Source organism: Janthinobacterium woesei, assembly GCF_051380875.1.
Lineage (GTDB): Bacteria > Pseudomonadota > Gammaproteobacteria > Burkholderiales > Burkholderiaceae_D > Janthinobacterium.
The window spans coordinates 46,164-66,969 of the sequence record NZ_JBNYXW010000005.1 but is presented as its reverse complement, the minus strand read 5'-3'; the positions used below and the strand labels follow the sequence as shown (position 1 = coordinate 66,969).

The window sequence follows — 20,806 nt, the reverse complement described above, 5'->3', positions numbered from 1 at the left end:
GGTTGGCACTACGGTCAATTAATTATTGGCGCTTTTTTTACGCTTATTAGCGCTATCTTGCGCCTTGTTTTACTTCTTACACTCTTTCGATGATGACTGCAATCCCCTGCCCCACGCCGATGCACATCGTGCACAGCGCATAGCGCCCGCCCGTGCGCTCCAGCTGGTTCAGGGCGGCCATCACCAGGCGCGCGCCCGATGCGCCCAGCGGGTGGCCGATGGCGATGGCGCCGCCGTTAGGATTCACGTGCGCCGCATCGTCAGCCAGGCCCAGGTCGCGCGTGACCGCCAGCGCCTGCGCGGCAAACGCTTCATTGAGTTCGATGACGTCCATCTGTTCGATGGTGAGGCCAGTTTGCGCCAGCACCTTGCGCGTGGCCGGCGACGGTCCGAAGCCCATGATGCGCGGCGCGAGACCCGCCGTAGCCATGCCCAGCACTTTTGCGCGTGCCTTCAATTGATATTTATCGACAGCGGCGGCGGACGCCAACAAAATGGCGCAGGCGCCGTCGTTCAGGCCCGAGGCATTGCCGGCCGTGACCGTGCCATCCGCCTTGACCACACCCTTGAGCTTTGCCAGCATTTCCAGCGAGGTGTCGGGACGCGGATGTTCATCCGCCGTCACCATCTTCGGCTCGCCTTTTTTCTGCGGCACGGCCACAGGCACGATTTCACGCTCGAACACGCCGGCCGCGTGGGCCGCAGCCCAGCGCTGCTGGCTGCGCAAGGCCAGACCATCCTGGTCGGCGCGGCTGATGCCAAATTCCACGGCCACGTTTTCCGCCGTCTCGGGCATGGTGTCAATGCCGTACTGCGCTTTCATTTTGCCGTTGACGAAGCGCCAGCCCAGGGTCGTGTCTTCGATTTTCGCCGCGCGCGAGAAGGCGCTATCGGCCTTGCCCATCACGAATGGCGCGCGTGTCATGCTTTCCACGCCGCCAGCGATAATCAGGTTCGCTTCGCCCGCCTTGATTGAGCGGGCTGCCAGGCCGACGGCGTCCAGGCTGGAGCCGCACAGGCGATTGATGGTATTGGCCGGCACGTCGACCGGCAAGCCGGCAAGCAGCGCGGCCATGCGGCCCACGTTGCGGTTGTCTTCACCGGCCTGGTTGGCACAGCCATAGAACACATCGTCGATGGCGGCCCAGTCGACGGATGGATTGCGTGCGATCAGCGCGGCGATCGGCAGCGCACCCAGGTCATCGGCGCGCACGCTGGCCAGCGCGCCGCCGTAGCGGCCGAAGGGAGTGCGCACGGCATCACAGATAAAAGCTTCGTTCATGGTCAGTCCTGGTAAATGCGTCGTCAATGTCTTAAGAGAAAATCTTCGGGCGCTGGTCGATCACGCGCCTGGCCTTGCCCGTCAGGGTGCGTTCGATGCCGGAAGCGGCCACCAGGCGCACGCGCGTGCTCACGCCCACGTGCGTCTTGATGCGATGTTCGAGTTCGCGCGCCAGGGCGTCGGTCTCGCCGGCCGAGATGGTGGACGTCAGGTCGATGCGCAGTTCGGCCACCACTTCGAGCTTGTCCAGGTGACCATCGCGCGTGACCACCAGTTGGTACTGCGGCGCCAGGCGCGGCATTTTAAGAATCAGCTCTTCGATCTGCGTGGGGAACACGTTCACGCCGCGGATGATCAGCATGTCGTCCGAACGGCCCGTGATCTTGCCGATACGGCGCATCGAGCGCGAGGTCGGCGGCAGCAAACGGGTCAGGTCGCGCGTGCGGTAGCGGATGATGGGCAGCGCCTCTTTCGACAGCGAGGTAAACACCAGTTCGCCCTCTTCGCCGTCCGGCAGTACTTCGCCCGTTTCCGGGTCGATGATCTCCGGGTAAAAATGGTCTTCCCAGATGACCGGGCCGTCCTTGCTTTCGATGCATTCGGACGCCACGCCAGGCCCCATCACTTCAGACAGGCCATAGATGTCGACCGCATCGATGCCGGCGCGCGCCTCGATCTCCGAACGCATGGCGTCCGTCCATGGTTCGGCACCAAAAATGCCCACCTTCAGCGAGGAGTCAGCGGCATCGAGACCCTGGCGCGTGAATTCTTCGATGATGTTGAGCATGTACGACGGCGTGACCATGATGATCGATGGCTTGAAATCCTGGATCAGCTGCACCTGCTTTTCCGTCTGCCCGCCCGACATCGGGATGACCGTGCAACCGAGGCGCTCGGCGCCATAATGCGCGCCCAGGCCGCCCGTGAACAGGCCGTAGCCGTAGGAGATATGCACCATGTCGCCCGCACGGCCGCCACCGGCGCGAATCGAGCGCGCCACCACATTGGCCCAGGTGTCGATATCGTTCTGCGTATACCCGACCACCGTGGCCTTGCCCGTGGTGCCGCTCGATGCGTGAATGCGCACCACTTGCTCGCGCGGCACGGCAAACAGGCCGAATGGATAATTGTCGCGCAAGACCTTCTTGTCCGTGAATGGAAACCTGGACAGGTCGGCCAGTGATTTCAGGTCGTCCGGATGCACGCCCGCCGCGTCAAAAGCGGCGCGGTAGTGGGGCACGTTGTCATAGGCGTGCTTGAGCGACCATTGCATGCGTTCGAGCTGCAGCGCCTGCAGTTCATCCTTGCTGGCGCGCTCGATCGGTTCGAGGTCGTTCGGGGCTGGGGTACGTTGGACCATCATTGTCTCCTGTTTAATTCTTTAACTATGCAAACCGTGGCGGCAGTTCAAACCTGCTCTTGTATTGCGTCAAGCGCTAATGACTTCACCGGCCACGCGGATCGACTTGCCGCGAAACAGGGCGATGGCGCGGCCTTCCTGGTTGCTGACCTTGACGTCGTAGATGCCGCTCTTGCCCGCCAGCGCCTGCTCGACGGCATCTGCCGTCAACACGTCGCCCTCGCGGCCTGGCGCCAGATAATCGATGCTGCAGCCCGCGCCCACAGTATTCATGTTGTAGCTGTTGCAGGCAAACGCGAAGGCGCTGTCGGCCAGGGCGAAAATAAAACCACCGTGGCAAGTCTGGTGGCCATTGAGCATATCGGCGCGCACCGTCATGCTCATGCGCGCATGGCCGGGCCGCACTTCGACGAGGGCAATACCCATGGCGGCAGTGGCGTTATCGCGCGACAGCATGGAGGCGGCGGCGGCTTCTGCGAGGGCCTGGGCGCTGCGGTTGCGATCTTCATTCGGCATAAAACGAGGCTCCAGTGGCAAGTTTGCGGCGCAGCAGCGGCGAGACGCGGTAACGGTCTTCGCCATAGCCTAGCGCCAGGTGCTGCAGTACGGTCACGATGTGTTGGATGCCCACCTGGTCGGCCCAGGCCAGCGGTCCGCGCGGATAGTTGACGCCCTTCTGCATGGCGATATCGACGGCGGCCACCGTGCACACACCCTGGTTGACGGCGTCGGCGGCCTCGTTGGCCAGCATGGCGACCGTGCGCATGACGGCCAGGCCAGGCACGTCGTCCAGGCGCGTGACGGTAAAGCCGGCCGCCTGGAACAGGCCGACGACTGCCGCGTAGGCGGCATCGCTGCACTGGTCGGCGCGCGTCACGGCGATGCGACGGGCAGCAGCGTAATCGAGCGCCAAGTCGAACAGCACCGTGTCCGGATGCTGGTTGTCGTGCGCGCGCTGGGTCGCGCTGCGGCCATCGGTGAGGTAGATCGCGGCGCCGTTGCAATGCAGGGCGGGTGCCTCATCGTGCGCCTGGCCATCCTGCATGACGCGGCGGCTGACGGTGATGCCCGCTTGCTCCAGGCGCTGCACCAGGCTGTGGACAATGCCGCTATGGCCACGTCCGTCGCTGCCAATGGCGGTGGAGAGGGCGACGAATTCGGGCATGGGCTGCGCGCTTTCCGCCTGCGCCACGGGGGTGGCCGCGCCTTCGCCATACTGGTAAAAACCACGACCCGATTTGCGGCCCAGGAAACCCGCATTCACCATTTCCTGCTGCAGGACGGACGGCGTGAAGCGCGGGTCGTTGAAGTAGGCGCCGAACACCGATTGCGTGACGGAGAAATTCACGTCGTGGCCGATCAGGTCCATCAATTCGAATGGCCCCATGCGGAAACCGCCCGCTTCGCGCAGCACGGCATCGATGGTGGCAGCGTCGCCCGCCTGCTCGTTCAGCAATCGCCAGCCTTCCGCATAGAATGGACGGGCGACGCGGTTGACGATGAAGCCCGGCGTCGATTTCGCATGCACGGGATTCTTGCCCCAGGCGATGGCGGTGTCGTAGACGATGGCAGCGACTTGCTTACTGGTGGCCAGGCCTTCGACCACTTCCACCAGCGCCATCAAGGGTACGGGGTTAAAGAAATGCATGCCCACCAGGCGTTCCGGACGGCGCAGCTTGGCGGCGATGGCCGTGACGGAAATCGACGAGGTATTCGTCGCCAGGATGCAGTCGTCCGCCACCAGTGCTTCCAGGTCGGCGAACAGGCCGCGTTTGACGTCGAGGTTTTCCACGATGGCTTCCACCACCAGCGCGCAATCAGCAATATCACTCAAGCTGCCGGCCGCCTGCAGGCGCGCCGTGGCAGCGGCGGCTTCGCCTGCCGTCATGCGGCCCTTCTCCGCCAGTTTGGAATACATCCTGGCGATGTCCACCAGCGCCTTGCTGACGGCGTCAGGGCGCGTGTCGTACAGTTTGACGCGATAGCCGGCGGCTGCGGCCACCTGCGCTATACCGGCACCCATGGCGCCGCTGCCGATGACGGCGACGATACTGTCGTTTGCCAATTTGTTTGCCAATTCGGTCATATCAGTGTCCCTTGAATTGCGGCGTGCGCTTTTCCATGAAGGAGGCAACGCCTTCGCGGTAATCGTCGCTGTTACCGAGTTCGCTCATCATGCGCGCTTCCAGCGCAAGCTGCTGCGGCAAGGTATTGGCGCCGCTGGCGGCCAGTGCCTGCTTGGTGAGGGCCAGGCCCTTGGTCGGCGCGGTGGAAAAGTGCACGGCCAATTTTTGCGTTTCATCAAACAGTTGCGCGTCTTCCACGCATTTCCAGATCAGGCCCCAGTCTTCGGCTTTTTCGGCCGTCAGTTTTTCACCGAGCATGGCCAGGCCCATGGCGCGCGCCGAACCGATCAGCCGCGGCAGGAAGAAAGTGCCGCCCGTGTCCGGAATCAGGCCCAGCTTGCAGAACACTTCCACGAAGCTGGCCGACTTTCCGGCGATGACGATGTCACAAGCGAGCGCCAGGTTGGCACCTGCGCCAGCGGCCACGCCGTTGACGGCGCAGATCACCGGCATCGGCAAGGCCTTCAGGGCCAGCACCAGCGGCGCATAGTTCTTTTCCACCGACTCGCCCAGGTCCACGCCTTTTGAGCCCGGCGCCACGGCACGGTCGGACAAATCCTGACCGGCGCAAAAGCCGCGCCCTGCACCCGTCAGCACAAAGACGCGCACGGACTTGTCGGCATTGACTTGGGCGATCGCATCACGCACTTCCTCGTGCATGGCCTGCGTGAAGCTATTGAGCTTGTCGGGACGGTTCAGGGTCAGCGTGGCGATGCCCTGCTCGATGGTGAAGAGGATATTCTGGTAGGTCATGGCGTGTCTCGCTTTTTTAGTTGGTATGCACAGAATGGCCCGGGCCGGAATTATTCAGCCTGGTCGAAGTCGACCACCACCTTGTCGGTCAGCGGAAAGCTCTGGCAACTGAGGACGAAACCGCGCGCCACTTCGTAGTCTTCCAGCGCGTAGTTGACGTCCATCTCGACTTTGCCGTCGAGGATCTTGCAGCGGCAGGTGGAGCACACGCCGCCCTTGCACGAGTAGCGCATGTCTAGCCCACAGCGCAGGCCCGCGTCGAGGATGGATTCCTTGTCCTTGTCCATCATGAACGTCGTGTGGCTACCGTCCAGGATGACCGTCACTTCCGTTTCCTGCACGGCGCCTGCATCCAGTTGGGCGCGCGGCTTGTGGGCGTTTTTCGGAATGCTGGCGGCGAACAGTTCGATCTTGATATTCTGCTTGGGCATGCCGGCCGCCTGCAGGGCAGCGGAGACACCCAGCATCATGTCTTCCGGGCCGCAGATGAAGGCGTTGTCGTAGTCTTCGATCTTGATCCAGTGCTGCAAAAACTGTTCACATTTTTCCTGCGTGATGCGGCCGTTGAACAATTCGATATCCTGCTGCTCGCGGCTCATGACGTACACCAGGTTCAGGCGCTCCAGGTACACGTCCTTCAAGTCCGTCAATTCTTCCTTGAAGATGACGGACGACGAGGCGCGGTTACCGTAGAACAGCGTGAAGCGGCTCAATGGTTCCGCCAGCAGGGTAGTCTTGATGATGGAGAGGATGGGCGTGATGCCACTGCCTGCAGCAAAAGCCAAATAATGCTTGCGGTTGACGCAGTCGAGCGGCACATTGAAGTGGCCCATGGGCGGCATCACCTCGATAGTGGCGCCAGCTTTTAACGTGTCATTCGCCCAGGTGGAAAAAGCGCCGCCCGGCGTGCGTTTGATGGCCACGCGCAGGGTGCCGTCCTGCACCGCTGAACAGATGGAATACGAGCGGCGCACATCTTGCGCATTGATATTGGCGCGCAGGGTCAGGTGCTGGCCCTGCTGGAAGCGGAACTGCTGCTCCAGTTCGGCCGGTACGGCGAACGTGACGGCGATGGTGTCGCGCGTTTCATTGCGCACGTTCGACACGGACAGCGGATAAAATTTACTCATGCTTCATCTCCAGTTTCTTCGGAACGTGTGCCTGTTTTTTTTAGTGGCACTTGAAGTAATCAAACGGTTCGCGGCAATCGAGACACTTGTACAGGGCCTTGCACGGCGTGGAACCGAACTGGCTGGTCAGCTGCGTATGCGTCGAGCCGCAGTTCGGGCAGATCACGTCCAGCTTGGGCATTACCTGGCGCTTGACTCCTCCATGCAAACCACTGATGTCGATCACCTGCTGCTGCGGCGGGGCGATGCCATAGCCTTTCAGCTTGGCCTTGCCCGCTTCGCTCATCCAGTCCGTGGTCCAGGCGGGCGACAACTGGTTCACCAGCCTGACCTTGGCCACGCCATGGCTGCGCAAGGCATCCGTGACGGCGTCGGCGATCACCTGCATGGCGGGGCAGCCCGAATAGGTGGGCGTGATCGTCACGATGCATTCATCGTCAGCGACCACATCGACGGCGCGCACGATGCCCAGGTCCACCACCGAAATAACGGGAATTTCCGGGTCTGGCACATCACCGAGCCAGGCCCAGACCTGGGCGGCGTCCAGCGCGGCAGCACCAGCGGCGGCATTCATTACCACTCCGAGCCGGGATAGGCGCGTTGCAGGAACTGCATCTCGGCCAGGATGAAACCCAGGTGCTCCGTGTGCGTGCCCTGCTTGCCGCCCTTTTGCATCCAGGCGTCGGGCGCCGGCATGACAAGGGTAGCTTCGGCGAAGATCTCGGCCACGTGCTCCAGGAAAGCCTGTCGCAGGATGTCGGACGGCGGCGCGATGCCGGCGGCAAGCATGGCCTGGTCGACGGCGTCGTACTTGAACATCTCGCCCGTGTACATCCACAGCGCATCGGCCGCGGCCTGCGTTTTCGCATGGCTGTCCGCCGTGCCGTCGCCCAGGCGCACGATCAAATCGCCGCTGCGGCGCAGGTGATACGTGACTTCCTTGATCGACTTTTGCGCCACTTCGACGATGCGCGCATCGCCGCACTTGGCTAACTCCAGCAGCTGGAAGTAGTGCCAGGTGTCGAAGAAGAACTGGCGCACCATGGTGTCGGCGTAATTGCCGTTTGGCTGCTCGAGCAGCAGGCAGTTCTTGAAGTCGTGGGCGTCGCGCATGAAGGCGATGTCGTCTTCGTCGCGGCCCGCGTTTTCCAGTTCGGCCGCATAGCTGAACCACAAGCGCGTCTGGCCCAGCAAATCGAGCGCGACGTTGGTCAGCGCCATGTCTTCTTCCAGCGCCGGCCCCTTGCCGCACAGCTGCGACAGCTGCTGGCTGAGGATCAGGGCGTTGTCGCCGAGGCGCAGGAGGTAATTAACCTTGTCATCCATTGCAGAGTCTCCGCATCACAGGTTCTTGACTTCTTCCGGCATCGGGAAGAAGGTGGGGTGGCGGTACACCTTGCTGTTCGACGGTTCGAACAGCGCGCCCTTGTCGCCGGGGCTGCTGGCGACGATATCGGCCGCGCGCACCACCCAAATGCTCACGCCTTCATTGCGGCGCGTGTAGACGTCGCGCGCATGATTGACTGCCATGGTGGCGTCGGAGGCGTGCAGGCTGCCCACATGCTTGTGCGCCAGGCCGTGCTGGCTGCGGATGAAAACTTCCCACAATGGCCATTCTTTGCTCATGTTGCTCTCCCTATCATTATGTATGCTCAGGCTGCCGCTTTGAGATCGGCTTGTTTATCTGCATAGGCAAGCAAAGCGTCGCGGAACCATGCGCCATCTTCATACGCCTTGACGCGCGTTTGCAAACGTTCGCGGTTGCACGGTCCATTGCCCTTCAAGACGTTGTTGAACTCGGACCAGTCGATCTCGCCAAACTCGTAATGGCCCGTTTCGGCATTCAATTTCAGGTCGGGATCGGGCACGCTCAAGCCTAGGTATTCGATTTGCGGCACGCTCTGGTCGACCATGCGCTGGCGCAATTCATCGTTCGAAAACAGCTTGATGCGCCATTGCGCCGATTGGGCGCTGTTGACAGAGGCGGCGTCGGACGGCCCGAACATCATCAGCGACGGCCACCACCAGCGGTTCAGCGCATCTTGCGCCATGGCTTTTTGAGCCGGCGTGCCCTTGCACAGCGACATCATGATGTCGTAGCCCTGGCGCGCATGGAACGACTCTTCCTTGCAGACGCGGATCATGGCGCGTGCATACGGACCATACGAGCAGCGGCACAGGGGAATCTGGTTGATGATGGCTGAACCATCGACCAGCCAGCCGATGGCGCCCATATCGGCCCACGACAGGGTGGGATAGTTGAAGATGCTGGAATACTTGGCTTTGCCCGAGTGCAAGGCAGCGAGCAGTTCGTCGCGCGACACGCCCAGGGTTTCGGCGGCGCTATACAGGTACAGGCCATGGCCCGCTTCGTCCTGGATCTTGGCCAGCAAAATCGATTTGCGCTTGAGGGTAGGGGCGCGCGTAACCCAGTTACCTTCGGGCAACTGGCCGACGATTTCCGAATGCGCATGCTGCGAAATCTGGCGTATCAGGGTCTTGCGGTAGGCATCCGGCATCCAGTCCTTGGCCTCGATCTTGATGCCTTCGTCGATGCGCGCCTGGAAAGCACGTTCTTCCTGCCCCATGTCATCGATGGAACGAACGTTCTTGAGGCCGGTTTCAACCATTTGTGCGTACATGATGTGTCTCCCATGTCGTTGATTTGCGCAGCAGCGCAGTGCGATGAACAGATAATACGATACAAAAAACTATTTGCATACACTTGATGTGAATCATTTTAAAAATTCGTATCTTATGCGCCTTTTGCGGAGGTATGATGTGAAAAATAGTCCACGCCACGACGCATGGCAAAGTAAACTGCTGCTTTTATTGAAACGACCAATACGGCCAGACCAGGACCACATGAAGAACACCCGCTGCATGGCATGGATAGCCGCATTCCTGGAAAGCGACCCACCGCGCTCGAAGTCCCTGGTGATGACGATTTTTGGCGATGCCATCGTGCCGCGCGGCGGCGCCATCTGGCTGGGCAGCCTGATCGAACTGCTGGCGCCGTTTGGCGTGAACGACCGCTTGCTGCGCACCAGCGTATTCCGCCTGGCACAGGAAGGCTGGCTCAGCTCGCAAAGGGATGGCCGCCGCAGCGCCTACACGATACGTCCGGATGCGCTGGCCCGCTTCGAACGCGCCTACCGCCGCATCTATGCGCCGCTGGTCGTGCATTGGGATGGCAGCTGGACGCTGGTCATCGGGCCGGCCGGCAGCATCGGCGCGGTCGAACGGGGCGCACTGCGCAAGGAACTGTTGTGGGCCGGCTATGGATTGATTGCACCCGGCATCTTCGGCCACCCGGCCAGCAATGCCGAAACACTGGAAGATATCCTCGTGCGCAACGAGGTGCAGGGCAAGCTGTATGTCTGCCATACCACGGAATTGCCGGGCGTCAATACGCGCCCGCTGCGCGACATGGTGGGCGAATGCTGGGATTTATCGGAAGTGATGGCCGGCTATGAGAAATTCATCGCCAGTTTCCAGCCACTGCTGACTTTGCTGCAGGAAGAGCCCGTGTTTGACGCCGAACAGGCGTTCGTCATCCGCTCGCTGCTGACGCACGCCTACCGCCGCGTACAATTGCACGACCCGCAACTGCCCGTCGAGCTGCTGCCCGAACCCTGGCCCGGCACGCAAGCATACGCACTGGCGCGCGACCTGTACCGCATTACCTATGCGGCGGCCGACGAACATATCCTGGCCACCTTGCGGCGCGAGGATGCGCAGGCAGCGGATGTGGAGCCGTGGTTCTTTGAACGCTTCGGCGGCCTCAATACCTGAAGAAAAGTCCATGGCGACCTTGCAGTGCCTGGTCGTACACTCCAGGTAAAACAGGTATCATCGCGCCATTGCACACGATGCAAACCTCACTTGTTTTTATCAGGAACACTCATGACCATTAAAATCAGCCAGCAATTCGACGCCGGCGCGATCGAGGTGCTGCGCGCCGACGATGCCCACTCCATCGAGCTGAACATCCGCAAGGATTCCCACGCCGACATCACGCAGTGGTTTTACTTCCGCCTGCAAGGCGCGCAAGGCGAGGCGTGCACGATCCGCTTCATGAATGCAGGCAAGTCGGCCTACCCGGACGGCTGGAAAGACTACCAGGCTGTCGCCAGCTACGACCGCGAAACCTGGTTCCGCGTGCCGACCAGTTATGACGGCACGGTGATGACCATCGAACATACGCCGGAAGAAGAAAGCGTGTACTACGCCTACTTCGAACCCTATCCATGGGACCGCCACCTGGCCCTGATCGACAGCGCGCAGGCGTCGCCGCTGGTGCGTCTGCTAGACCTGGGCAGCACCGTCGAAGGACGCGACATGAATGTGCTGGTGGTGGGTGACGCCGATGCCGAGAAGAAAGTCTGGGTCATCGCGCGTCAACACCCGGGCGAAACGATGGCCGAATGGTTTGTCGAAGGCATGCTCGAAGCGCTGCTGGACCAGGCCAATCCGTTTGCCCGCCAGTGCCTGCAAGACGCCGTCTTCTACGTGGTGCCGAACATGAACCCGGACGGTTCCGTGCATGGCAACCTGCGCACCAACGCGGCAGGCGCCAACCTGAACCGCGAATGGATGACGCCGACGATGGAACGTAGCCCGGAAGTGTTCCTGGTGAAACAGAAGATGCATGAAATCGGCTGTGACCTGTTCCTCGACGTGCATGGCGACGAAGGCTTGCCGTACGTATTTGTGGCCGGCAGCGACGCACTGGAAAATTTCACTGCAGAACAAAAGGCCGAACAAGACCGCTTCATCGCGGACTTCAAGGTAGCCAGCCCCGACTTCCAGGATGTGTACGGCTATGAAGACGGCCCGTTCACGCCGGAAGTGCTGACCATGGGCTCGCCCCACATCACGCACGCCTTCGGCTGCCTGTCGCTGACCCTGGAACTGCCGTTCAAGGACAACGCCAACGATCCCGACCCGCAAACAGGCTGGAGTGGTGCCCGCAGCGCCGCCCTGGGCGCCGCCGTGTTGCAGCCTATCCTGGCCACCCTGCGCGCTTAAGTTTCATTGCAGTAACGCGGCCCGCCCTTGCGGATCGGGCCGCCCCCTCTCTTATCGCCTGGCTACCTGGCGCAGGGCGTCCACCAGCCGGTCCAGATGCGACTCGGGCGTAAAGATGCCTGGCGTCACGCGCACGCACGCGCCGGAAGCGAGACCGTCGCGCGGCACGGCGAAGATACCGTGTTCCTGCACCAACTTTTTCGACAAGGCAAAATTGTCGGCCACGCTCGCCTTGCCCTTCAGGCGAAACGAAGCGATGGCGCTCGCCAGGCGTGGATCGCTGGAGGCCAGCACTTCGATGCCGTCGATGCCGCGCGCCGCCTCCACCCAGCGGTTGCGCAGCAGCCGCAGCCGCGCCTGCTTGTTGGCCACGCCGATGTGCGCGTGCAAGTCCAGCGCCGTGGGCAAGCTCAGGTAGGCGGCGAAATTGACCGTGCCCGTGTGCACGCGCGTGCGGATGTCCTCGTTCCCCTTTTCTCCCCGCTGTTCACCCATATACGGGTCGATATCGGCCACCCTGCCCCGCTTGATGTAGGCGGCGCCCACGCCCACGGGCGCGCCTATCCATTTATGCAGGTTGATGCCGGCGAAGTCCGCTTGCAGGTCGGGAATGGTCATGTCCAGCTGGCCAAAACCATGCGCCGTATCGACGATCACATCAATACCCCTCGCGCGCGCCAGGCGGCTGATCTCGGCCACCGGCAAGACCATGCCATTGCGGTGGTTCACGTGCGTCAGCAGCATCAGTTTCAGCTTCGGATGGCGCTCCATGGCGGCAACATAGGCGGCGATCACATTGTCATGCGTAAAAGGTTCCGGTATGGCAATGGACACCACCTCGGCGCCACGCCGCTGCTGCAGCCAGCGCGTGACGGTGATCATATTGTCGTAATCGATGTCCGCATACAGCACCGTGTCACCGGACTGCAGGCGGTTGTAGCCGGCGATCAGCACTTGCAGCGCCTCCGTGGCGCCCCGCGTCAGGACGATTTCATCGACCGCCACGCCCAGCGCCCTGGCTGCCGCCCCGCGTGCCGCTTCGAAGTCGGCAGGAAAGCGCATGCGCGCATACCAAGCATTGTCGCGATTGACCATGGACAATTGCTGCTCATAGTGGGCCAGCACGGGCCGGGCCATCGAGCCCCAGAAGGCGTTATCCAACTGTACGACAGCATCGGTGGTGTCATATTGCGCGGCGACAGCCTGCCAGTAAGCCTGGTCCGTGGCCAGCATTTCCGGCGTGGTGCCGGCCGGAACCTTGGGCAGCGGTGGCAAGACAGCGGCCGCCAGCGGCGCGGCGCCAGCAGCGCTGGCAGAAAAAGGCAGCGCCGCCGCCAGCGAACCCGCGCACAACAGGGCGCGGCGTTGTGGATTCATCTTCAAAGTTACCCCTTAAAATTTCACTTTGTACTCGACGTACAAGTTGCGGCCATCCGTGTCGTACGGCGCGTTACGCGAATAAATCAAGCCGCGACTGGCCTGGAAGCTTGCTTCATCGGGATATTTATCCAGCACATTATCGACACCCACGCGCAGCGACTGCTTGTCGCTGATCTTGTAGCTGGCGGCCAGGTCGAGAAATTGCATGGCGCCAAAGCGCTGGAAGATGTCGCCAGTGGCGTTGCCGGAACTATCCGTCCACGCGCCATAGTAGCGCACGCGGGCCAGGGTATTCCAGTTGCCAAGATCATAGTTGCCGCTGATGGTGGCCTTCTGGCGCGGCAAGCGTTCCTCGAAGACCTGGCGCTGGGCCGGGTTCGTCACCAGGCTGGAATTGCCGCCATCAACCTTCGTCGTGTTGTAGTTGTAGGCCAGCGTCACATTCAGCTTGCCGTCGCCGATGCGGCTCAGGTGGCTGCCGACGATATCGATGCCGCGCGTACTGGTGTCGAAATCGTTCGTGAAATAGCTGACGGAGGTGTAGCGCAGCGGATTGGCCACGCCGGCCGGTATGGCGAACGCGGCCGAGGTGCTGAATCGGTCGCTGACCTTGATGTCATACACGTCGACGGAGCCAGAGAAACCAGCCCCTGTCTTCCACGTAAAACCCAGCGACAGGTTTTTCGATTTTTCCGGTTTCAAGGGCTGGGCGCCCAGCAGCAGGGCCAGCGGATCGTTGTTGGCCAGGCGGCCACTGGTAAACAACAGCAGGGTCTTGGTGTCCAAGCCCTGGTTGGTGCTGTTGGTATTGGACTGGCCAGGTGTTGGCGCGCGAAAACCCGTCGAATAGGAGCCACGCAAGGCCACATCCTCGCTCAGGGCATAGCGGGCCGACAATTTTCCGTTGACCGTGCTGCCAAATTCCGAGAAATGCTCATAGCGGGCCGCGCCGCCCAGGCTCCAGGCGCGGCTCAGCGGCACTTCCACGTCAAGGTAGGCGGCATAGCTGTCCTGACCCCAGCTGCCCGCCTGGCGGTCGCTGAAACCGGGTGCGCCGTTGGCGTTCGCATCGAGGCCGATGGCCGCGCCCGGCCCCACCGTGTAGGACGCCGCATCGCCCGCCTTCACGCCATAGGTTTCATTGCGCGCTTCCGCGCCAAAGGCGATATTGACGGGCTGCGGCAGGGACGCCACGGGCAATTCATAATTGAAGTTGGCATTAAGAATCTTTTCCACCTGCGACAGCTGACCCAGGTAGAACGCTGTCGGGCTGCCCGGGCCCATCGAGGCGTTGATGGAGTTTGCCAAGTTGTAATCGATGCGGTTGCGGCCGTAGGAAGCGCTCACGTCCCAGCCGAAGAGCTCGTTGAAGTGGCCGCGCACGCCGGCCACCACCTGCAAGTCGTCCTGCTCGTTTGAATAGCTGGGGCTGAAGCCGAGCGGGTAGAGGCTGCGCAAATCCCAGCCAGGGAACAGGCTGCTTGTTTTATACGCGCCCGTGCTGGTGTCGGGATTGCGCCAGTTGAAGTCCGAGGTGCCGTCGCTACGGCTGAACAGGCCGAAACCATACACGTCCATGGTGTCGGACAGCGCCATGCTGGCATTGAAGCCCACGCGCTTGCTACCCTGTTCAGGCTGGCCCCAGCGCTGCACGGGATTGGGCACCTTCAGTTCCGGGTGAGCTTGCTGGAAAGCAATCGCGTCGGCCCGCTGGCGCGTGCGCGAGGTGGGATCTGACTTAGCCAGTGCGCCAAAAATCGTTGCCTTGCCCGTCTCGCCAAACGCAAAACCTGTTTTCAGATTGAGCTCGTTGCCCTTGCCGTCGCCTTCCGAGTATTGCGAGTGGTGCACGGAAATTTCCGTACCCGGCGTGTCGTCGAGGATGATGTTGATCACGCCGGCAATCGCGTCGGAGCCGTACTGGGCCGAGGCACCGTCGCGCAGCACTTCGATGCGCTTGATGGCGGACACGGGTATCTGCGCCAGGTCGGCCGCCTGGGCGCCGCGCGCACCGAGCAAGGCGCTGCGGTGAAAGCGCTTGCCATTGACCAGCACCAGGGTCTGGTCCGGCGACAGGCCGCGCAGGGTGGCGGGACGCACGAAAACTTGCCCGTCAGCCATCGGCAAACGCTGCACCACATACGAGGGTACGAGTTGCGCCAGCACATCGTTCAAGTCCGAGGATTCGACGGCGCCGATATCTTCGCGGTTGAATACATCCACGGGCGACATGGTGTCGAACTGGGTGCGGTTGCTGCCGCGCGTGCCGGTGACGATCACCGCTTGCGGCGCCTCAAGGGTTGCACTGGCGGAAACTGGGGCGGCTGGCGCATCGCCATGGGCTTGATTGTCAGCATACACTTGGCTGGCGAACACGGCGTTCATGGCACACAGCAGGGCCACCGCGCGGGCGATGCGGGTACGGGAGTAGGTCATGGAGAGTCACTATGCAGGTTGGATCAACAACGACGCGCATGCTGCAAAATTTGAATATTGCATGAAATATCACGAAGTTCGGCTTACTTACATTAAAAGCATTTAATTTATGCAAATAATGTCAGATGGCGACATCATACGAAGGCAATATTTCCTGCGTATGACGATCAGAGCAAGAAGCGATAAACCACATGGCCATGAAAAAAGGCGCCAGCGGCGCCTTTGATTTGCAACAAACACTGCGTTCGTCAACCGCCCGCCACTACCATGCTTTCGATGAGGATGGAACCGGTTTCCTTGGTGCCGCGGCGCAACCTGTCGGCACCGATGGCGACGATATTGCGCAGCATGTCTTTCATGTTGCCGGCGATGGTGATTTCTTCCACCGGATATTGAATCACGCCATTTTCCACCCAGAAGCCGGAGGCGCCACGCGAATAGTCGCCCGTGACGTAGTTGGTGCCCTGCCCCATCAGTTCCGTCACCAGCAAGCCCGTACCGAGCTTTTTCAGCATGGCAACAAAATCGTCGGTGGCTGCCGTCTGGGACGACGTCAGGTACAGATTGTGCGAACCACCTGCATTACCCGTCGTCTGCATGCCCAGCTTGCGCGCCGTGTAGGTTGACAGGAAATAACCTTGCACCACGCCATCCTTGACAACGTCGCGGCTGACGGTTTTCACGCCTTCTTCATCGAACGGCGCCGACCCCACGCCGCCGATCACATGCGGGTCTTCGAAGATCTGCAGGTGACCGGGCAGCACTTGCGTGCCCAGGGAATCGAGCAAGAAAGTGGACTTGCGGTACAGGGCGCCACCCGAGGTCGCTTGCACATAGGTACCCAGCAAGCCGGCCGCCAGCGGTGCTTCGAACAGTACGGGACAGGTGCGCGTGCCCAACTTGCGCGCATTCAGACGCGACAGGGCGCGCTCGGCGGCATAGCGGCCGATGGCTTCCGGACTCGACATTGTGGCAGCGTCGCGCACGGACGAATACCAGTCGTCGCGCTGCATCTTGGCGCCCTTGCCGGCGATGGGCGCCACGGACAGGGTATGGCGCGAAAACGGGTAGCCGCCGATGAAGCCGCGCGAATTGGCGGAAACGAAATGTGATTGCTGCACGTGTACGCCCGCGCCTTCGCTATTCGTGATGCGCGGATCGACGGCAAAGGCGGCCGCTTCGGCGCGCTGGGCCAGCACGACGGCTTCCTCTGCGGAAATCATCCAGGGATAGAACAGTTGCAGGTCGCGGGGCGCCATTTCCAGCAGGTCGGCGTCGGCCAGGCCTGCGCAATCGTCCTCGGCCGTGAAGCGGGCGATATTGTAGGCGGCATCCACCGTAGCGCGCAGGGCGGCGGGAGAGAAATCGGAGGTACTGGCATTGCCGCGTTTCTTGCCGACAAACACGGTCACGCCCATGCCCTTGTCTTTATTTTGCTCGATCGTCTCGATCTTGCCTTTCCGTACAGAAACGGACAAGCCGCCCCCTACACTGACTTCGACAGCGGCATCCGTGCCGCCGGCATCGCGCGCAAAAGACAACACATCACGGGCAAGTTGCTGTAATTGCTCTTGGCTATGGGTAAATACGCAGTCGTTCATGTGCTGTTTTCTTCGGAAAGCCGCTAAAAAGGTTATCATAGCAGTCGTTTACAGTTTACAGGTGCGGCCTACGCGGCCAATCCCGCCTTATCATGCCAAATCCAAACCGGGGAGCTTGCGGCTTCCAATCCACCGAATTCGAACAGGAATATGAACGTCCATCGAAGTCGGAACTCAAGCGCCAGATGACCGTCCTGCAAAAGATGGGGGAAGAACTCGTCAATGAAGCACGCGACCGCGTCAAGCGCGTCCCGATGCCGGAAGACGTGCGCGAAGCCATCCTCGAATGCCAGATGATCCGGGATCACGAAGGCCGCCGCCGCCAGTTGCAGTTCGTGGGCAAGAAGATGCGTACCCTGGATGAAGAAGAAGTTGCCGCCATCCAACGCACCATCGATAGCTGGAAAGGCTTGTCGAAAGCCGACACGGCCAACATGCACGCGATGGAGCGCCGCCGCGACAAGCTGTTGACGGATGACAAGGCGCTGACCATCTTGCTGTCGGAAAACCCGGAACTGGACGTGCAGCACCTGCGCACCCTGATCCGCAATGCCCGCAAGGAGCAAGCCGAAAACAAGCCGCCAAAAGCCTACCGTGAAATCTTCCAGATCTTGAAAGAGATCGCCAAGAAGAAAAACGGCGGCAAGAAAGATGCTGACGAAGATGGCGCAGAAGCAGAAGACGACGAGTAATCCGCCGTCCGAAACGCAAGGATGGACAAAAAACCGGGATAATCCCGGTTTTATTGTTTTTACGCCACTCCAGACTGTATAGGTGCAAGATGCCCACCACCATCGAAGACGAATTGATTATCGGCCTCGTGTCGATCTCGGACCGCGCCAGCGGCGGCGTGTATGAAGACCAGGGCATCCCGGCCCTGGAAAGCTGGCTAGCCAGCGCCCTGCGCACGCCCTTCCGCCTGGAAAAGCGTTTGATTCCGGACGAGCGCTCGCAGATTGAAAACACCCTGATCGACATGGTCGACCTGAACCATTGCCACCTGATCCTGACGACGGGCGGCACGGGCCCCGCGCGGCGCGATGTAACGCCGGACGCGACCCTGTCCGTCGGCACCAAGGAAATGCCCGGTTTCGGCGAGCAAATGCGCCAGATCAGCCTGCAATTCGTGCCGACGGCGATCCTGTCGCGCCAGGTAGCCGTGATTCGTGAGACGCCCGAGCGCGCCGCCCTGATCATGAACCTGCCGGGCCAGCCGAAAGCCATCAAGGAGACCCTGGAAGGGCTGAAAGACGTTGATGGAAATCAATTGGTGAACGGCATCTTTGCCGCCGTGCCGTATTGTATCGACCTCATCGGTGGCCCCTACATGGAAACCGACCCGGCCATCTGCAAGGCCTTCCGTCCCAAATCGGCGCTGCGTCCGGCGCAACCATTACCTGAGGAAAATACATGAGCACCTTGCTGGAAACCATAGTACTCGACAGCGCACCGAACCCGACCGTCTCCATCATCTGGATGCATGGCCTGGGCGCCGACGGCAACGATTTCGTGCCACTGGTCAAGGAACTCGACCTGCGCGGCTGCCCCGCCATCCGCTTCATCTTCCCCAGCGCAGGCACCATGCCCGTCACCATCAACAACGGCTATGTGATGCGCGCCTGGTACGACATCCGCGAGAACGACCTGGTGCGCCGCGAAGATGAAAGCGGCTTGCGCGCCTCGCAAGCACAGATCGAAGCGCTGATCGCCCGCGAAAAGGCGCGCGGCATTCCCGCCAGCCGCATCATCCTGGCTGGCTTCTCGCAAGGCTGCGCCATGACACTGCAGACGGGTTTGCGCCACGCGGAACCGCTGGCCGGCCTGATGTGCCTGTCCGGCTACCTGCCGCTGGCTGACAAGACGGCCTTTGAGCGCGCGCCGGCCAGCCTGTCAACACCGATCTTCATGGCGCACGGCACAGCCGACCCCGTGGTGTCAGTTGACCGTGCGCAACAGTCGCGCGACTTGCTGACCGGCATGGGCTACCAGGTGGAATGGCATGAGTACCAAATGCAGCACTCGCTGTGCCAGGAAGAGATCGACGATATCGGCGCGTGGCTGAAAAAAGTATTGGCCTGATGTAAAACAGGCGCGGTGTGCGCCACGCCTGCTGTCAAACGCAACGCCGGGAGCTTAATTGCTCGCCGGCGTTTTTTCATTCCAGATTTTCAGCATGTCAGCCGAGGCTTCCGAGCGGATGCCGTTGTCTGTCAGCACCGATTCCGTGGCCGCCAGCATTTCCTTGCGCGGCACGACCATCATTTCGGCGTCGCGCTGCAGGAAATGGAAGGTCAGCAATTCATTGCTCTGGTCGCGTAGCAAGGCCACCAGGTGCGCCAGGCTGCGCACAGGCACGCCATTGACAGAGTCGACAACCGAGAAGAAACGGGTGCTGTAGCCATTCATCAGCTTGTGGGGAAAGAACGGCGCGGCGATCACCACCAGTTCCTCGCGCTCGGCATCGGGCGCATCGCCGCGGCGCGTCGCCAGCGGATTGCCCGCAAAACTCATGCCCGCCAGCACGCCCGCATTGCCGCTCGGCCCCGCCATGAATTCCGTGGTGGCGCGCGAAAACACCATGGGGCCGAAAATGAAATAGGATGGGTAGTTGCCCTGCAGGCTAGAGATCAGCATCGGACGCGAAGCCGAGACGGGCAAGCTCACTTTCACCGGCACGCCCTGGCGCACCACCGTCAACGGCAGCACGCCGTTTTTCGCCAGTTGCTGCACGCGGTACTGGAAACGCACGCGGCTGTTGGCATTCAGCTTGACCATGGCTTGATTGTCGATGGGAAAGTCGCCGATATGCGTGATGACGTCCCACTGCTTGAGCGGATAGGCGGCATCGTTGCTGGCCGGCGTCATTACCACGGCGCCCTCGACACCCTTGGCAAGCTTCAAATAGCTGCGCAAGGCGGGGTTTTCCAGATTTTGCGTGACATCAAGCATGGCGGGCTTGCCCTTGGCTGCGCCGCTCTCCTGGTCGCGCAGGAACAGCTCGATTTCCTCGTTGGGAATGATGTAGCCGATGCTTTGCGCATTGAGCATGCCGGCAAAGGCCAGGCCGATCATCTTGTCGCCGGCGATCACGGGGCCGCCGCTATTGCCCGGATTGATGGCCGCATCGATCTGGATGCGCAGGCCGGAAACGGGAAAATTGTAGCGCACGAACTCGATGCGCGACACGATGCCCTTGGTGATCGACAGCGACGTGCCGCCCGTCGGATAGCCGTAGGCCAGCACGGCATCGCGCACGTCCGGCAAGACATTAGCGCGCGGCACCGGTTTATGGCTATCGAAAAAACGCTCGTCGTCGATTTTCAGCAAGGCCAGGTCCATGCCGCGCGAGATGGCCAGCACCGTGGCCGGGATCTTGTCGCCGGAACCGTTGGCCTGCACCTGTACCTGACTGGCATAGCCGACCACATGCGCGTTGGTGAGGATGCGGTGGCCTTCGATGACGACGCCGGAACCCGTCACCTCTTGCGGCGCGACCTTGCTCCAGGGCTTGTACGGGTCAGGGCCGCGCAGGGTGGAAAACACCTTGACGACGGAGTTTTCCAGTGCGGAAGCGCTGGCGGCTGTATCGGCGGCGAGCGCACGAACGGTCATCAATGGACAAAAAGAAAGGGCCAGCGCCAGGAAGGCGCGGCCCATCAGGGTGAAACCAGGACGTGTTTTCATTGAGCATTTTGGCAATGGAAGGG

General features: G+C 61.4%; 19 protein-coding genes. 5 read left to right on the top strand and 14 right to left on the bottom strand.

The window, feature by feature from the left end; genetic code table 11:
* Positions 1–76: 76 nt before the first annotated feature.
* The 10 genes from pcaF to paaA all read right to left on the bottom strand — a co-directional run bounded on the left by pcaF (position 77) and on the right by paaA (position 9,293).
* Positions 77–1,282 (bottom strand): 3-oxoadipyl-CoA thiolase, encoded by a 1,206-nt coding sequence (gene pcaF / locus ACQ4W6_RS06555; RefSeq protein WP_436566377.1) that lies wholly within the window; start codon positions 1,280–1,282, stop codon positions 77–79.
* 31 nt (positions 1,283–1,313) lie between these two features.
* The gene (paaK, locus tag ACQ4W6_RS06550) at positions 1,314–2,642 is read right to left on the bottom strand and encodes a phenylacetate--CoA ligase PaaK (RefSeq protein ID WP_436566578.1); all 1,329 of its coding nucleotides are present in this window, start codon (positions 2,640–2,642) and stop codon (positions 1,314–1,316) included.
* 69 nt (positions 2,643–2,711) lie between these two features.
* A complete protein-coding gene (paaI, locus tag ACQ4W6_RS06545) occupies positions 2,712–3,158 on the bottom strand; it encodes a hydroxyphenylacetyl-CoA thioesterase PaaI (RefSeq protein ID WP_436566376.1) in 447 nt (148 codons plus the stop codon).
* Positions 3,148–4,728, bottom strand: coding sequence for a 3-hydroxyacyl-CoA dehydrogenase PaaH (paaH, locus tag ACQ4W6_RS06540; protein WP_436566375.1), 1,581 nt, complete (start codon positions 4,726–4,728; stop codon positions 3,148–3,150). The genes paaI and paaH overlap by 11 nt, the downstream gene beginning before the upstream one ends.
* Position 4,729: 1 nt before the next feature.
* Positions 4,730–5,521, bottom strand: coding sequence for a 2-(1,2-epoxy-1,2-dihydrophenyl)acetyl-CoA isomerase PaaG (paaG, locus tag ACQ4W6_RS06535; protein WP_436566374.1), 792 nt, complete (start codon positions 5,519–5,521; stop codon positions 4,730–4,732).
* 50 nt (positions 5,522–5,571) lie between these two features.
* Complete coding sequence (gene paaE, locus ACQ4W6_RS06530; protein ID WP_436566373.1) at positions 5,572–6,651, bottom strand: 1,2-phenylacetyl-CoA epoxidase subunit PaaE; 1,080 nt, start codon at positions 6,649–6,651, stop codon at positions 5,572–5,574.
* A 40-nt stretch (positions 6,652–6,691) separates the two neighbouring features.
* Entirely contained in the window at positions 6,692–7,225 is a 534-nt protein-coding gene (paaD, locus tag ACQ4W6_RS06525; protein WP_436566372.1) for a 1,2-phenylacetyl-CoA epoxidase subunit PaaD, read from the bottom strand.
* Complete coding sequence (gene paaC / locus ACQ4W6_RS06520) at positions 7,225–7,977, bottom strand: 1,2-phenylacetyl-CoA epoxidase subunit PaaC (protein ID WP_436566371.1); 753 nt, start codon at positions 7,975–7,977, stop codon at positions 7,225–7,227. Before paaC ends, paaD begins: the two co-directional genes overlap by 1 nt.
* Positions 7,978–7,992: 15 nt before the next feature.
* Positions 7,993–8,277: a 1,2-phenylacetyl-CoA epoxidase subunit PaaB gene (gene paaB / locus ACQ4W6_RS06515; protein ID WP_034746356.1), complete on the bottom strand. Its 285-nt coding sequence runs from the start codon at positions 8,275–8,277 to the stop codon at positions 7,993–7,995.
* A 26-nt stretch (positions 8,278–8,303) separates the two neighbouring features.
* The gene (paaA, locus tag ACQ4W6_RS06510; RefSeq protein ID WP_436566370.1) at positions 8,304–9,293 is read right to left on the bottom strand and encodes a 1,2-phenylacetyl-CoA epoxidase subunit PaaA; all 990 of its coding nucleotides are present in this window, start codon (positions 9,291–9,293) and stop codon (positions 8,304–8,306) included.
* Positions 9,294–9,516: 223 nt separating this feature from the next.
* On the opposite strand from paaA, the gene paaX reads away from it, so the two are divergent.
* Both paaX and ACQ4W6_RS06500 read left to right on the top strand, forming a co-directional pair.
* Positions 9,517–10,446, top strand: a complete 930-nt coding sequence (gene paaX / locus ACQ4W6_RS06505) for a phenylacetic acid degradation operon negative regulatory protein PaaX (RefSeq protein WP_436566369.1) — start codon at positions 9,517–9,519, stop codon at positions 10,444–10,446.
* 111 nt (positions 10,447–10,557) lie between these two features.
* Positions 10,558–11,682, top strand: a complete 1,125-nt coding sequence (locus ACQ4W6_RS06500) for a M14 family metallopeptidase (protein ID WP_436566368.1) — start codon at positions 10,558–10,560, stop codon at positions 11,680–11,682.
* Positions 11,683–11,733: 51 nt separating this feature from the next.
* Here ACQ4W6_RS06500 and ACQ4W6_RS06495 read toward each other — a convergent pair whose 3' ends face one another.
* The 3 genes from ACQ4W6_RS06495 to pmbA all read right to left on the bottom strand — a co-directional run bounded on the left by ACQ4W6_RS06495 (position 11,734) and on the right by pmbA (position 17,099).
* On the bottom strand, positions 11,734–13,059 hold the full coding sequence (locus ACQ4W6_RS06495; RefSeq protein WP_436566367.1) for an aminotransferase class V-fold PLP-dependent enzyme: 1,326 nt from the start codon (positions 13,057–13,059) through the stop codon (positions 11,734–11,736).
* A gap of 15 nt (positions 13,060–13,074) precedes the next feature.
* Positions 13,075–15,498 carry a TonB-dependent receptor plug domain-containing protein gene (locus ACQ4W6_RS06490; RefSeq protein ID WP_436566366.1) on the bottom strand — a complete coding sequence of 808 codons (2,424 nt, stop codon included), beginning with the start codon at positions 15,496–15,498 and terminating at the stop codon, positions 13,075–13,077.
* A gap of 248 nt (positions 15,499–15,746) precedes the next feature.
* A complete protein-coding gene (gene pmbA / locus ACQ4W6_RS06485) occupies positions 15,747–17,099 on the bottom strand; it encodes a metalloprotease PmbA (RefSeq protein ID WP_436566365.1) in 1,353 nt (450 codons plus the stop codon).
* A gap of 92 nt (positions 17,100–17,191) precedes the next feature.
* On the opposite strand from pmbA, the gene yjgA reads away from it, so the two are divergent.
* The 3 genes from yjgA (at position 17,192) to ACQ4W6_RS06470 (ending at position 19,178) form a co-directional block, all read left to right on the top strand.
* A complete protein-coding gene (gene yjgA / locus ACQ4W6_RS06480; RefSeq protein ID WP_436566364.1) occupies positions 17,192–17,791 on the top strand; it encodes a ribosome biogenesis factor YjgA in 600 nt (199 codons plus the stop codon).
* 89 nt (positions 17,792–17,880) lie between these two features.
* A complete protein-coding gene (gene mog / locus ACQ4W6_RS06475; protein WP_436566363.1) occupies positions 17,881–18,513 on the top strand; it encodes a molybdopterin adenylyltransferase in 633 nt (210 codons plus the stop codon).
* Positions 18,510–19,178, top strand: coding sequence for an alpha/beta hydrolase (locus ACQ4W6_RS06470; RefSeq protein WP_436566362.1), 669 nt, complete (start codon positions 18,510–18,512; stop codon positions 19,176–19,178). The genes mog and ACQ4W6_RS06470 overlap by 4 nt, the downstream gene beginning before the upstream one ends.
* A gap of 54 nt (positions 19,179–19,232) precedes the next feature.
* Here ACQ4W6_RS06470 and ACQ4W6_RS06465 read toward each other — a convergent pair whose 3' ends face one another.
* On the bottom strand, positions 19,233–20,783 hold the full coding sequence (locus tag ACQ4W6_RS06465; RefSeq protein WP_436566361.1) for a S1C family serine protease: 1,551 nt from the start codon (positions 20,781–20,783) through the stop codon (positions 19,233–19,235).
* Between the last annotated feature and the right edge of the window lie 23 nt (positions 20,784–20,806).